Below are 11732 nucleotides of genomic sequence, written 5' to 3'. Positions count from 1 at the left end.
CGCTATGCCCTGACGCGCATGGTGCGGCTGCGGCCCTACCTCGATCACGGCATTCTGGAACTGGACAACAACACCGCAGAACGCGCCATGCGGTCCGTCGCAATTGGGCGCAAAAACTACCTGTTCGTCGGATCACAGACCGGCGGAAAGGCCGCCGCCATCGCCTACACACTGATCGAAACCGCCAAACTGAATGGCGTCGATCCGCAGGCATGGCTCGCCGACACACTCGCCCGTATCCCGGACTACAAGATCAATCGCGTCGATGATCTGCTACCTTGGAAAACTGCATCGTAGGGGCGGTCAGGCCGGACGCTTACTGAAATCGTACATCTCGCGTTCCTTACTATTGTCAGCGCCGGGGCTTGGAGGAGTAGCTGCCCTGGTGGGTCAGGCGTTTGCTGTGCAAACCCAAAAGTTGGAGATCACGAAAACGCATAGTCCGACGCTGCTTTCCAAACCGGTCCAATCGCATCGAATTGATCGCGATTGGCCGCCTTGACCAAGGGACCACAATGCGCGGTTCTGAAAACCCGGACACCCGATCCCTCGAACGCATCGCTTGCTCTCTGAGCGTGTTTGCCGACCAGAACCACTGCTTTTAGCGCCGGAAGCAGTTCCAGCAAGCCTCTGAGTTGCCGTTTACCTTCGTTCACTTCGGCGGCTGTTACATCACGCTTTCCATCAAACCAGGGAACCACATTCCAGTACAGAACTCGGTTTGGATCGAGGTCGATTTCTTCCATGATCTGGCGCATGTTCCGCGCCGTCTGATCGTCGTTCGACAGTGGATCGACCACATTGGTGACGCCCGCTCCACGAGTGCCGGGCTTGGCAAGCAGGAAGAGCAGCTTTGCGTCCGTACCCGGACCGGATGAAGAAAAGTCCGGGACCTCACAATCGGGCTTCAAGGCCCGAAGCTTCGACGTGTACTCTTCTAGCTGCTTCATCCTTGGCTCCCTGTAAACGGCCCTTCTGAATTTGGCTCCGGTAGGGATCGATCTTGTGCCTCCAAGCCCTGTCAGCATGCAGATAATAGCTGCCCTCACCTTGCTCCAGTCCCGGTAACCCGGGACAACGCAATCGACAGTAAGGTCGCGGCAATAGTCGCAAGCCGAATTTGGTATGATACCCCGCCGGTGTAGTATCGCATTTTCGTGAGCCTCGTTTGGATTTACCGTTTCGAGCCATCCACCCAATAGGCGGGTTCGGCGGCGAAAACCGACCGCCGCCATCCAATCCTTCAACAGGTCCGCTTCCGTTGCCGGGAAACGAGTAGAGCTTCGGAGAGATCAAGTGCGTCGTCCGGCCAGAACACAGAAGGCCGGGGATGATGCACATCATCAGATGGCACCGGGCGGCAGGTCAGCACTGCATTGCGCCACTGACGAGGTATCCCGTCGCGGCCTTCAACCGCTCCCAACAGAGCACCGCAGATGGCCGCATTGGTATCGGTGTCGCCGCCCTTCGAAACAGTCTCTACCAGCGCATCCACCAGCGATACCCCGTTTATCAGGTAGTGGAAGGCATTCTGGAACGCCGTCAGAACCCACCCCATCTGGTGCTGGAAATCTGCTGGGGTTCCCGATCTCGCCTCCATGAGCCTCTGTTTTACGGCCGCCGCGCCACGTCCTCGACCGGCATATGCATAGGCTGTGGACCACATCTCGTCACAACTTCCACCTGCAACACCAGCGGAGATCGCCGCCGCAAAGGCAGAGTTCGCGGCCTGACAGACCGGGTGAGGATGGGTAAGCCGAGCATCCTGTGCAGCAAGGCGTGCGGCTTCTTTCGGTTGTCCCGCCGCAAAGATCCCAATCGGGCTGACACGCATCAACGCCCCATTGGCTTGACTGTTTGTTGCGCCACGGGAGCCGTTTGCGAGGGCAGAGATACCGACGGCCGTTGTGTGTCCAATGTCGAACGGACCGCTGCTCTTCCACCTCACGTAGGCCCGCGCAACATCGCTCTCATCGAAATGGCCACGCCCTGCCAGGCTTCGCGCAAGAGCCAGCGCCATTTCACTGTCATCTGTCGGTTGTCCGGCAATGGTGTTCCAGGTGCCCCCATCAGCGAGCTCGATTACGCCTCGCGGATACAGGCGGGCAATCGTTCCCCGGTCAAGGAACTCCACCGCAGAGCCGAGGGCGTCGCCGGAGAGTTGTCCCAGCAGGCAGCCCTGTGCACGGGAAAGGGTGATCGAGGTTTCAACTCGCGTCCGCGGTTTCGCAGGCCGTCGGCTCTGCTTGCCGCCCATACGAAAGCTGCAGTTTGCCAGATGCGCAACCGCTCGGTGCGCACCTCCAATGCACCCTTCAAAGGCGGTTCGGCGGTAGTCGATATCTGCCCCATTCCGTTGCAACAACTGCCCGCCCGCACCAATCAGCAGCGCATGACCGCCCGCAATGTCCCACGGACAAAGGCCGGGCACCAAACTCAGCGCGGCGTCGACTTCACCCGCAGCAGCTCGGGCAAGCCGATACGCGGGGCTGGGGCTGCAAAGCACCCGAACGTCGCCGAGTGTCTGGCGGTTTTGGGCCTCGTAATCTGCCGCATCCGCGTTCATTGCCACGACGATCTGTTTCCGGTGATCTGCCAAGCCCACCGGTACGCCATTTCGCATCAGTTGCCCGCCGCTGGCCCATGTGAACATGTCACCCCGGTCGTCCGGAGCAACGGGAGAGTATACGACGCCGAGCACGGGTTTTCCGCCTCGTATGAGCGCCACGGAGATCGCGGAGCCACGCAGCCCTTTTACGAAATCAGCAGTTCCGTCGAGTGGATCAACAAGCCAGGCGTCTCGGTCGTCACGGATCTTGCACGGCGTTTCTTCGCTACACCAATCGGCCGCGAGCATGGCGAGAAGACGACGGTTCAGAAGCTGATCGACGTCTGCATCAATGGGAGCCTTGCCGCCGAAGCCCCGCGGTCCACCCGGTCGGTGAAACTCTGCTCTGACCAAGGCACCAGCGTCCCGCACGGCCTTTTCGACAAAGGGCAGCAGGAAAGTTGGGGCGGTGAACTGTGGGTTCTGGATCATTTCGTCACTCCTTCTTCTTGGACGAGTGAACTCTAGGGGTTAGATAGAGGGCTCGCCGAAACACTCGGGATTTTCCGGATTTTCAGAAAGGAGGGGCCAATGCAGAATTTGAATGCCGTAGGGTTTTATTGGACCCTCCCGGTGCCGTGGCTCGGGTTCACGGACATTTCCCAAGACATTGATGAGGCCGCGGCACACAGCCGAACCATCCGCTATCAGCGCGACCGCATTCGAAGGTACGCAAAGGATCATGGGTTCGATCTGGTGCACGAAAGCGTGTTCATGGAGATCGCTCCTGACCGCGGCAGCCAATATGTGCATTCGCCGCTGGGCCGGGTTGAGCGCATTTGCACCGCTCAGGAGGCCACGCTGCTCCTCGTGGACTTCTCGGAGGTGCAGGGTATGCGGAGCCACGATATAATGCGCCATTGGGCCGAGCAGACAAGGATTGATGTGGTCCAGCTTTCGCCAGACCCAGTTTCGACGGCAGAGTGGTCTTTCGACCCGGCAGCCCATTTCAAGGAGTGGAAGAACCGGCAGGCGGATTGGTCGGCATCAAAGCCCGAGCGCGATAAACAGACACTCGCCCGCATCCGCGAATTGCAGGAGACCGGTGCGAAATTGCCTGGCATCGCCCGTACCCTTGCGGCGGAAGGTGTTTTGACGTCGAGCGGAAAGCCTTGGACCGCCGACAACCTCAGGAAGTTCCTGAAGGCTCAAACCTCGTGATACCGATTGCGCCTCTCTAATAGCCACATCACTCTGTGCCGCAGAAGCTGCTCACGCTGGCCAGACCCAAAGCAGGTCGCCATTTGAGAATTGTTGGGTCGACCTAATCTGTTTCAGATGCCTTCCTAGAGTTTCGAAATTCCGGCAACGTCCCTTCAGCCTTCATGCCGTCATAGACCTGCCGGATGATGCTTCCGGCGTCCACGACCTGTGCCGGTTGGTCAATCTCAGCCATCGGCTTGTGGCCGTAGGCACGGGCCTGCGCAACCTCCAGCAGCCGGATCTGTACCTTCTGGTCCATCCAGCCGAAACGGCCCCAAGCTTCGTCGTCGTTGAGTAGTTGGTTCATTCGAGCGACGGCCTTCTCTCCGTTGGTTCGGATCGCTTCCCGAACTTCGGCAGGGAGGGGTTTCCGCCCGCCGGGATTGCCACTTTGCCCTTTGACCCAAGGCATTTTTTGTCTCCTCTCCTATCGGTGGAGTATCGCAGCTTCAGATTGCACTGACATCAATAGGTAAGCAACGATTACCCTTTGACGCCTTGGTCGCACAAGAAATGGTGACGATTGTTGGTTCTACCGTGCGCAGAAACGTTGTTTCCTCGCGCGTATTCACGACAAGTACGAGGCAGCGTACGGAGTACAGCAAGGGCTACTACGGCAGTTTTTTGTGCCCTGTCAGCGGGTGCGCGTTTTCGGCAGTTTCGAGAAAAACGGGGAAACGGGGAAACGAGTGTGAGGAGAAGAAAGAGAAAGAAAAATCATTTACTCACACATACCCCCCTTTTCCCCTTCTTCTCCCATCCTCCTTATTTTCTTGGCTGAAAACGTGGGGAACCATGGTTCCCCGCGCTTCCCCCGTTCCCCGCATTTGCTCAATCGAAGGGATAGGGGTTCACCCTCTTACGGAGCCAACTGACGATCTTCATAGGGCGTATATCGCTGCCGCCAGCCGTCTTTTTAGGCCAGTGGCAACGCTCCAGAACGCCGTCCTCGATCAGCATCTCGATCTCGTCCTCCACGGCCTTGCTGGTGCGAGCTTCCGACTTGCCGCTCCTGACCGCGCCAGACACGTCCACGTACCGAACCCAGCCGACGCCGGGGTTGTGCTTCGGCGGCTTGCCCTCGCGCTTCTCGATTGCCTTCATGATCGACCGGCGCATGCGCTCCAGCGGCGTGTCCACGATATCCGCCGCCATGCCCTGCTCCAGCGTATCGATGCCGTTGACCACGAAAGCCTGCGCCCACTGGTAGATCTCTGGCCGCATCGGGATCTCGCGGATCAGGTCACCGGCCAGCGCCGTATCCGCCACCGTCATCACGCCCGCGACACGCAGCACCTGCTCGGCGGCGCGGCCCCACATCGGGCCGATTGACCCGCCCTTGTCCTTGCGGGCATCCATCTCCCGCATGAACTGGTCATGTTGCCGCTCCAGAGCCTCGTCCATCGTCACCGTGCCGCCTTCCGGGTCGGACAGCGCATCGAGGCCGAGATCGTCTCCCTGCTTCTCCTCGGGCAGCGGGGGGCCTTTCGCGATCCGCTTGCACATCTCGTCCAGATCGGCGGGGAGCTTGTCATTCGGGATCGACTTGCGGCCCAGTGGCTTGAAGGGAGGGGTGGTGTTGCCCGCCAAGATCATCGTCAGGCGGTTCATCGTGCCGTCCACCACGTCAGTTGACCCAAGCGCTCCCTCCAGCCGCTCCGGCGTCGTGGAGAGCAGGGCCGACAGGAAAGGCTTGTCCACGAGCGGCTTCGTGTCTGTTTTCTTCGCGTAAGTCCGCTCGGAGAGGAAGCTGCCCGCCAGACCGTAGAGCGTCATCATGAAGGTCATCATCTGGCCGCGATGGCTGCTGCTGTCGGCACGGGCCTCGGCGAGATACCGGCCAAACTCATCGATGCAGGCCAGCATCTGCGGCTTGTGGCTCAACACCTCGTGCAGGGCCGGTTTCGACACGATGTCGTCGGTATAATAGGTATCTGCCGCACTGGTCAGCAGGCGGGCAAGCGTACGGCCTGTCTCCTTGCCGGATGCGGTCGGCTCAACATCGGCCACGTACAGGTTCAAACGAACGTGCATCCCGTTGAACGCGACCACGTAGCGGTTCTTGGTGATGGCCGACAGTGCCGCCAGAGCGCCTGCCAGAGAGGACCAGCGATTATCCCGGGGACACATGGCATGTCCGACCGCGACTGCCCTGCCAAGGGCACCGGGCGGGCGCGAGAAGCGCCCGTCCATGCCGCCGTCATGATCGATGATCTCGATGACGGTCTGCTTACTCATCGCCGCCTCCCATCTCATTGAGGATCATTTGCAGCGCCGCCTGCCGTTCCATCTGTTCCGGCGTCAGCGGCCCCTGTACCGGCAGGTCGAGGATGCGCTGTATCTCCTCGAAATCGGCCTTCCAGCGCTGGAACTCGGCCTCGCCATCATCGTCGGGATGGATCTCGATATGCTTCTCGGCCTCTATCACCGCCTCGACGCATTCCGGCTTGACGATCATCGTCCGCACGTCCGGGATCTCGGATTTGGGATATTCAAACACGAGAAACAGCGCCAGCGGACAGCCGATGAACTCTTCTCCGTCCTGATGGCCGAACTTGAAGCCGTCCGACTTGCTCTCAGGGGTAGGATCGCCGTCGATGCCGACAACCACGAAACCATGCTGCGCAAGGCTCGTCACAAGGCTCTCGTCAGTATGATCGAACTCCAGCAGGTCCATTGGCGTTTCGCGGTCGAGATAGAGCGAGTTGACCGCATTGCGGGTGCTGACGCGGTTCCTCCGCGCCTCGCCGCGCTCCCGCCGCAGGCGCTCCAGGTCGTTCCAAATGTTGAGAGCGTATTGCTCGGTCGGGGTGACGATCTGCATCGAACGCTCGCCCTTGGCGGCGTCCCAGACGCCGTAGCAATGCTCGCCCGTCTCCGGGTCGATCATCACCTCGCCCATCAGGGCCTTGCCGCCCGCATCGATCAAGGCGCGGAGCATTGGATCAGAGAGATCCGGCTTGGGGTCTTTGCGGCGCAGGCGCTTCTTGGTATTAGTCATGTACTCTTACCTTTTTGGACCGAGTGACGCGGCCAGCGTCCTCGGTCCTCTTCTTCAGTGTTTCGGGATTTCCACTCGGGCCGCGCTCCGTCTCGCACGGATTGCAGCGGATTATTCGGAATGGGGCTTCTACGCGTTGAGCGCCAATGCCGTGCCGGTGGCCAGAGCTCGTGACAGCATTTGGAGATATCCGCACGAGAAGTCGGAAGTCATTCTTTTGCGAAAGGGCGTCGGCCACGCTCAATGAACTCGAGCAAATCTGAGCCGCGATAGCGCGGCGGAGCATTCTCCCAAAGGAGCGTTACTCTTGGCCCGAGACCGTCCCTACGGCGTCGCTCCAAGGTGCGTCCGGACACGCCGAGAAGGCTTGCAGCGTCCCGAGGGGTGTATAGCGCGTCGAACATGATTTCGCCGTTACTCTCGGCCAAAACATCGGCAGCATTTGATTTTACTTTGGCGGACATGGTCCCTCCATATGTTGTCTGACGTGACCACGTTGCCGCATGGGGGCGGCCGCATTGCAGAGGGGCAATGCGGTTAAATTGCGTAGAGGGGACTACTTGGAGCCGTAGGGCATCTCGGCACAAAAAAACCAAGACGAAAGCCGTGCAACTTGCTCTCCAGGCAATGTCACCTCCGCGGCGAGAACCCATCTCGATCGGGGCCATTTGTATGGCTTTCCACCAACCTGCGAAGGCACAAAGAAATTGCCGCCTCAGCATCGTTTTCGGCTGTAACGGCGTCAGAAAAGAGTGAGTGGAACATCTCACGCAAGTATTGTGCGGTGGCCTGTGCGACTTCTTTTGGAACCTCATAGGGCCTTGGTTGACGCGAATACCACTCCGTTTCCCACCGCTGGATACTGCGGACAGCCTCCGCTTTTCCGCTGCGGCGAAGAGCTCGAGACACAACCCTACGCGCCTCAGCCTTGGACATATCGCGACGAGGACTAAGCACGTCTACTGCGGCGAGCGCCGCGCAGCGAACCACAACTTCGCCAATCGGTTTGGGAGGCTGTCCCTTTGTTTCTGGTAGTCGCAGAAATTCGCGCAGCTGCGGGTTCAGCAAGTCGTCGCGCAACCTGCGCAGGAGGTCGAAAGAGCCGTCCGCTTCAAGGCTAGGGTAAGAAGCGCTCAGATGTTCGAGAACGGCAGACAGAGCCTGGCTACGGCCAGCCATTTCAGTTTCGGCGGCCTTGGCCCGGGACAACGCCTCAGCGAGTTTGAGAGCGGAAGTCGATATTGAAACCTCGGGTTCAGCGCCCGTCATTTGAGCACCTCAGCAAGCCATGCCTCCCAACGGTCTTGTACCTTGACGCGGGCGTCCCAGAGTGCGTCGTCGGAGGAGTACAGATCGGTCAGATCATCGCGCTTGTGGGCAATCATGACCTCGGCCAGTGGTTCAGAAACGCCCAGACGGTCGAGGTGCCATCGATATGTTCGGCGCAGGTCGTGGCAGCCGATGGGATAGCCTAGGATGTGCCGCACAGGGCGTAGGAGTTGTGACCATCCGGATATCGGCCTGTTTCCGCGTCCCGGGAACAAAAGGTCTGTGCCTGCATGGCTAGGCTGGGCGGATATTATGGTTTGCGACAAACGACCCAGCGGCGCAACGTGATCTCGGGCCATTTTTGCACGCTCTGCTGGCACGGTCAGTCGGTCGCCTTCGATTTCTTGGCGATGAATTAGCGCCGTTTCAGTGCGGCGGGTGCCAAGAATGAGCGCAAGGCGCAGAAGGTCGCGACGCGGCGGAGCTACCTCATTAGTGGCGCTCCAGAATGAGCGAATGTCCTCGGGGGTGCGAAGTCGACAATCGCGTTTCGTCTTTGAGAGGATTTCGACACGGGTTGCTCGGTCCTCTCGATAGCCAGCAAGTGGGTTTGCGAGTATGTACCCACGGGCATGCGCCCACCCAAGCCAGGAGCGAGCCGTCTTCCGGAAATATGCAGCTGCACCCGCACCACCGTTGCGTGCTCTAATCTTACCCGCTCGGATATCCTCAATTGTTCGCGTCAATGCCGCCAAAGACAGATCCGAAACGGGGCTGGCTCGGTAAGGGCGGAGGTATGTGCGGAGAGAAGTCTTCATATCCGACGCCTTCACCACGCCTCGGCGCTCAAGGTCAGCCACGTACTTCTCGATGAGATCCGCTACCGTGATGTTGCCTGTTACCGGGGCGTTCGGGTCGATACCTCTGTCCATGTCGGCGCGATACTGCCGTGCTTTTTTACGCGCTTCGGCAAGCGAAATGTCGTCGGTGCGGCCGATCTTTAGCATGCGCATCTGGGCGCTTCGTCCCGCGCCAATCCTGCCCTTGAAATAGTAAGTCCGTACCGCAGATGGAGTGACACGCACCATGAGACCGGAAACCTTGGCGTCGCGAACATCATAAACCTTCGCGCGGGTCGGTAGCTTTCCCACTTTCGTTTCAGTCAGCGTTTCGGCGGGCTTTGCTGCCGCCGACCGAGCCTTTTTCAGTTCCACAACGTTCCGAGACATGAGCCAGCCTATCTATATCCCACCTATATCCCACATGAGTGTGTAACCTACGTCGGTCCGTGGCGGCATTCAAGTGGCGTAATTCATTGATATATAGGTACACTATAGAGATCCTGAGCGCTCGCGTCGGTCAGGTGGTGACACCACCTCTCGGTTGGTAAGGGAGAGGTCGAGAGTTCAAATCTCTCCGGCAGCACCATTTTCACAAGACAATTCATGCAGTTACAATGAGCGCGCATTCGCGCCGAAATGTAGCTCGCAGAATATTGCAGGAACGGATCGGGCACATTCGGGGCAGATCCGTACAAATCCCGTACAGCCCAACGAAATCTGTTCCCTAGATGTTCAGGACTCGTCCACGAAATACGCCGGCGCAGCTAGTGCTGCAACCGGCGCTGAGCTTCGTAATCAAAACAATACTACGGATAACGGTGCACTGTGTCGGGATTTTGACGCCGACGTGTCATCTCTCATGAAGAACCCCGGTGCAGGAAATTCCGCAACCGGGGTTCAGGGGGGTATGGGAGATGTTTCCCAATTCGGAAACAATAGGGTCAATAATTCCATTTGGGAGTCCAAATGGAAACAATCGGCGGAATATCGCACGAAAAACGCCGGCGCAGCGGGAACTGCGACCGGCGTAGAACACGAAGATGAAAGCTCTTTTCTTCCCCGACACGATAGCACGCCGGAGTCGTCTAGCGCAACGCTTCTGACGAGTTTCGACAAGTCCTGCATTGCCTTCCTGGCTCTGCGGGAGCTTCCCCGCGACCATGCCCGCGCCATTGCCGAAGAGGCGCTGGTCTCGGCCCGCATTCCCGGTGAGACGCCGCAGATGACGGCGGCTATTGCACAGGCATCGCGAGAATATCGTCGCTCCCGTGATCGGCGGGCGCTGTGATGAACCTCTCCGTCAAGGAACTGCTTTCCCGGTGGCCTGCTGTCACAAAGGCCGCGCCGAGCGGCTGGCCGGCCGATTTCGCCGCCGTCATCGCCGTGCAATCGCGACGCCGTGGCTGGAAGCCCTCACCGAAGCAGATGGAACTCATGCAGCGCATGACGACCGTTCTGCTGTCTCCGCGTCGGGAGGGCAAGCAATGACACATGCGCACCTCTACCCCACGCCATCGGAACTCGAACGCCTGATCTGGCACATGCCCAAATGTGCCGAGGGCGCGGACAACGACTGGAGCAAGAACTTTGCCATGAGCATCGTTCGCCAGAGCTTCCGCAAGAATTGGAAGCCCTCTCCCAAGCAAGTGAACATCATGCGCCGCATGGTGTCGGATCTCTTCGTCAACGCGGGACAGGAGGAATTCTCGGTCATCGAGTAGGGCCGAACATGAGTGACCCTGCGCACTCGTAAAAGCAACGCAGGGCCTATCTGGTGGACGGTTTAGAAGACAGTGGCACCAGGCAGGAAAAAGCCTACCACGGGGCGGGATCACAGGCAAAGGGCAGTCCGAAAGGTTGAGGCCCGATCCCCGGCATCAGACCCGGTGTCGCAAGCAGCAACCAACCTCATGGCGTGGGTCATATCGACCATGAGGGCCTGAAGCGACGGGGTGGCTCCGGCCAGCACGGAAAGCGGAAGGCAGCGGGGACCAACCTCAGCCAAGTGCTGGGGCTGGTCGTCCTATGCCTTCACTCAAGGGTTCACCAACCAGCACAGGCGGTTGGGAACAAGAACAGAGAAGCGACTGAACTGAAGACTCGTGACGAGCAATAACAGAAGGACAGGCAGAAATGATGACAGGCAAGCCTATTACACCGAAGCGCTTCGACGCGCTGACCACCGGCCCGGAAAAGCTCTGGGGCCTCGAAGCAATTGCCGAGGCTCTCGGCGTATCCGTGAACAAGGCAAGGCGGCTGGCCAAGTTGCCGAGTTGGCCGATCTACAAGCCCGAGGGCAGCGGCACCTGGTTCGCATTCCGTTCGGAACTCATGGCCAAGCTGACGGGGAATTAATCATGGAACATAATTACAGCATCGCGACGATGTCGGTGATCGACGGTCCGGCGAACGGTATCGGCAATCGCCTCCTGGCGCTCTTCGATCTCGAAGTTGCCGGGTTGAGGATCTCCAACTGCCTGCTGGTCCAGAACGCAGATGGCCTCGCGCTTGCCAAGGGGCCGACCGGGAAGAACCACAAAGGCAACCTCATTCGGGCGCAGTTCATCAGCCCCGAGGTGGTGCGCGCCGTCACCCGCAGAGCGGCCAGCGCCTACACCGCCTTGACCGGCCGCGATCTGGAAGACGAGTGTTGAACAGTAGGCGATAAGGAAGGCCAAGAAGACCGAACGCCCCGCGACCATCCAGCGAGGCGTTCTGAGTAGCCTGATCTGACTGGTCCAGTTTGATTGTTAGTGCATGACCGGCCTTGGTTCCATCTGGATGATGGTTTCCGGTGCCGGTGGCCTGT

At 59.3% G+C, this 11732-nt stretch carries 14 protein-coding genes and 1 tRNA gene; 8 read left to right on the top strand and 7 right to left on the bottom strand.

Features of this window, described 5'->3' with window-relative positions; translation table 11 throughout:
- Positions 1 to 297: transposase domain-containing protein (locus BLR85_RS26195; RefSeq protein WP_139188562.1), on the top strand; the 297-nt coding region annotated here is incomplete at its 5' end.
- 128 nt (positions 298 to 425) lie between these two features.
- Here the strand turns inward: BLR85_RS26195 and BLR85_RS29390 are convergent.
- Both BLR85_RS29390 and BLR85_RS26185 read right to left on the bottom strand, forming a co-directional pair.
- Positions 426 to 950: a uracil-DNA glycosylase gene (locus BLR85_RS29390; RefSeq protein ID WP_170844782.1), complete on the bottom strand. Its 525-nt coding sequence runs from the start codon at positions 948 to 950 to the stop codon at positions 426 to 428.
- 293 nt (positions 951 to 1243) lie between these two features.
- Positions 1244 to 3040, bottom strand: a complete 1797-nt coding sequence (locus tag BLR85_RS26185; RefSeq protein ID WP_093164364.1) for an inositol monophosphatase family protein — start codon at positions 3038 to 3040, stop codon at positions 1244 to 1246.
- A 99-nt stretch (positions 3041 to 3139) separates the two neighbouring features.
- Here BLR85_RS26185 and BLR85_RS26180 point away from each other — a divergent pair, with 99 nt between their 5' ends.
- Positions 3140 to 3769 carry a hypothetical protein gene (locus BLR85_RS26180; protein WP_093164362.1) on the top strand — a complete coding sequence of 210 codons (630 nt, stop codon included), beginning with the start codon at positions 3140 to 3142 and terminating at the stop codon, positions 3767 to 3769.
- Positions 3770 to 3872: 103 nt separating this feature from the next.
- Here the strand turns inward: BLR85_RS26180 and BLR85_RS26175 are convergent, their stop codons facing one another.
- The 5 genes from BLR85_RS26175 to BLR85_RS26155 form a co-directional block, all read right to left on the bottom strand.
- Positions 3873 to 4118, bottom strand: a complete 246-nt coding sequence (locus tag BLR85_RS26175; protein WP_139188561.1) for a hypothetical protein — start codon at positions 4116 to 4118, stop codon at positions 3873 to 3875.
- Positions 4119 to 4642: 524 nt separating this feature from the next.
- A complete protein-coding gene (locus tag BLR85_RS26170) occupies positions 4643 to 6049 on the bottom strand; it encodes a DUF3987 domain-containing protein (protein WP_170844781.1) in 1407 nt (468 codons plus the stop codon).
- Positions 6042 to 6812, bottom strand: a complete 771-nt coding sequence (locus BLR85_RS26165) for a hypothetical protein (RefSeq protein WP_093164356.1) — start codon at positions 6810 to 6812, stop codon at positions 6042 to 6044. Before BLR85_RS26165 ends, BLR85_RS26170 begins: the two co-directional genes overlap by 8 nt.
- 630 nt (positions 6813 to 7442) lie before the next feature.
- Entirely contained in the window at positions 7443 to 8081 is a 639-nt protein-coding gene (locus BLR85_RS26160) for a hypothetical protein (protein ID WP_093164354.1), read from the bottom strand.
- Complete coding sequence (locus BLR85_RS26155) at positions 8078 to 9310, bottom strand: tyrosine-type recombinase/integrase (protein ID WP_093164352.1); 1233 nt, start codon at positions 9308 to 9310, stop codon at positions 8078 to 8080. The genes BLR85_RS26160 and BLR85_RS26155 overlap by 4 nt, the downstream gene beginning before the upstream one ends.
- Positions 9311 to 9435: 125 nt before the next feature.
- Between BLR85_RS26155 and BLR85_RS26150 the strand changes: the two genes are divergently transcribed.
- The 6 genes from BLR85_RS26150 to BLR85_RS26125 all read left to right on the top strand — a co-directional run bounded on the left by BLR85_RS26150 (position 9436) and on the right by BLR85_RS26125 (position 11577).
- A tRNA-OTHER gene (locus BLR85_RS26150) sits at positions 9436 to 9509 on the top strand.
- Positions 9510 to 9830: 321 nt separating this feature from the next.
- A complete protein-coding gene (locus BLR85_RS26145) occupies positions 9831 to 10211 on the top strand; it encodes a hypothetical protein (protein WP_093164350.1) in 381 nt (126 codons plus the stop codon).
- Positions 10211 to 10411 (top strand): hypothetical protein, encoded by a 201-nt coding sequence (locus tag BLR85_RS26140; RefSeq protein ID WP_093164348.1) that lies wholly within the window; start codon positions 10211 to 10213, stop codon positions 10409 to 10411. The genes BLR85_RS26145 and BLR85_RS26140 overlap by 1 nt, the downstream gene beginning before the upstream one ends.
- Entirely contained in the window at positions 10408 to 10644 is a 237-nt protein-coding gene (locus tag BLR85_RS26135; RefSeq protein ID WP_093164347.1) for a hypothetical protein, read from the top strand. Before BLR85_RS26140 ends, BLR85_RS26135 begins: the two co-directional genes overlap by 4 nt.
- 412 nt (positions 10645 to 11056) lie before the next feature.
- Positions 11057 to 11278, top strand: coding sequence for a DNA-binding protein (locus BLR85_RS26130; RefSeq protein WP_093164345.1), 222 nt, complete (start codon positions 11057 to 11059; stop codon positions 11276 to 11278).
- A 2-nt stretch (positions 11279 to 11280) separates the two neighbouring features.
- Positions 11281 to 11577 (top strand): hypothetical protein, encoded by a 297-nt coding sequence (locus BLR85_RS26125; RefSeq protein WP_093164343.1) that lies wholly within the window; start codon positions 11281 to 11283, stop codon positions 11575 to 11577.
- Positions 11578 to 11732: the final 155 nt, after the last annotated feature.

Origin of the sequence: Aliiruegeria lutimaris (assembly GCF_900099935.1) — a bacterium.
Taxonomy (GTDB): domain Bacteria; phylum Pseudomonadota; class Alphaproteobacteria; order Rhodobacterales; family Rhodobacteraceae; genus Tropicimonas; species Tropicimonas lutimaris.
Note: the sequence above shows the minus strand (reverse complement) of the source record. Positions and strands in the feature narration are given on the sequence as shown.

Coding starts and splice junctions, on each gene's coding strand:
- BLR85_RS26145 (WP_093164350.1), top strand. CDS start 9,831: ATGGGAGATGTTTCCCAATTCGGAAACAATAGGGTCAATAATTCCATT.
- BLR85_RS26155 (WP_093164352.1), bottom strand. CDS start 9,310: ATGTCTCGGAACGTTGTGGAACTGAAAAAGGCTCGGTCGGCGGCAGCA.
- BLR85_RS26130 (WP_093164345.1), top strand. CDS start 11,057: ATGATGACAGGCAAGCCTATTACACCGAAGCGCTTCGACGCGCTGACC.
- BLR85_RS29390 (WP_170844782.1), bottom strand. CDS start 950: ATGAAGCAGCTAGAAGAGTACACGTCGAAGCTTCGGGCCTTGAAGCCC.
- BLR85_RS26125 (WP_093164343.1), top strand. CDS start 11,281: ATGGAACATAATTACAGCATCGCGACGATGTCGGTGATCGACGGTCCG.
- BLR85_RS26160 (WP_093164354.1), bottom strand. CDS start 8,081: ATGACGGGCGCTGAACCCGAGGTTTCAATATCGACTTCCGCTCTCAAA.
- BLR85_RS26175 (WP_139188561.1), bottom strand. CDS start 4,118: ATGAACCAACTACTCAACGACGACGAAGCTTGGGGCCGTTTCGGCTGG.
- BLR85_RS26185 (WP_093164364.1), bottom strand. CDS start 3,040: ATGATCCAGAACCCACAGTTCACCGCCCCAACTTTCCTGCTGCCCTTT.
- BLR85_RS26165 (WP_093164356.1), bottom strand. CDS start 6,812: ATGACTAATACCAAGAAGCGCCTGCGCCGCAAAGACCCCAAGCCGGAT.
- BLR85_RS26135 (WP_093164347.1), top strand. CDS start 10,408: ATGACACATGCGCACCTCTACCCCACGCCATCGGAACTCGAACGCCTG.
- BLR85_RS26140 (WP_093164348.1), top strand. CDS start 10,211: ATGAACCTCTCCGTCAAGGAACTGCTTTCCCGGTGGCCTGCTGTCACA.
- BLR85_RS26170 (WP_170844781.1), bottom strand. CDS start 6,049: ATGAGTAAGCAGACCGTCATCGAGATCATCGATCATGACGGCGGCATG.
- BLR85_RS26180 (WP_093164362.1), top strand. CDS start 3,140: ATGCAGAATTTGAATGCCGTAGGGTTTTATTGGACCCTCCCGGTGCCG.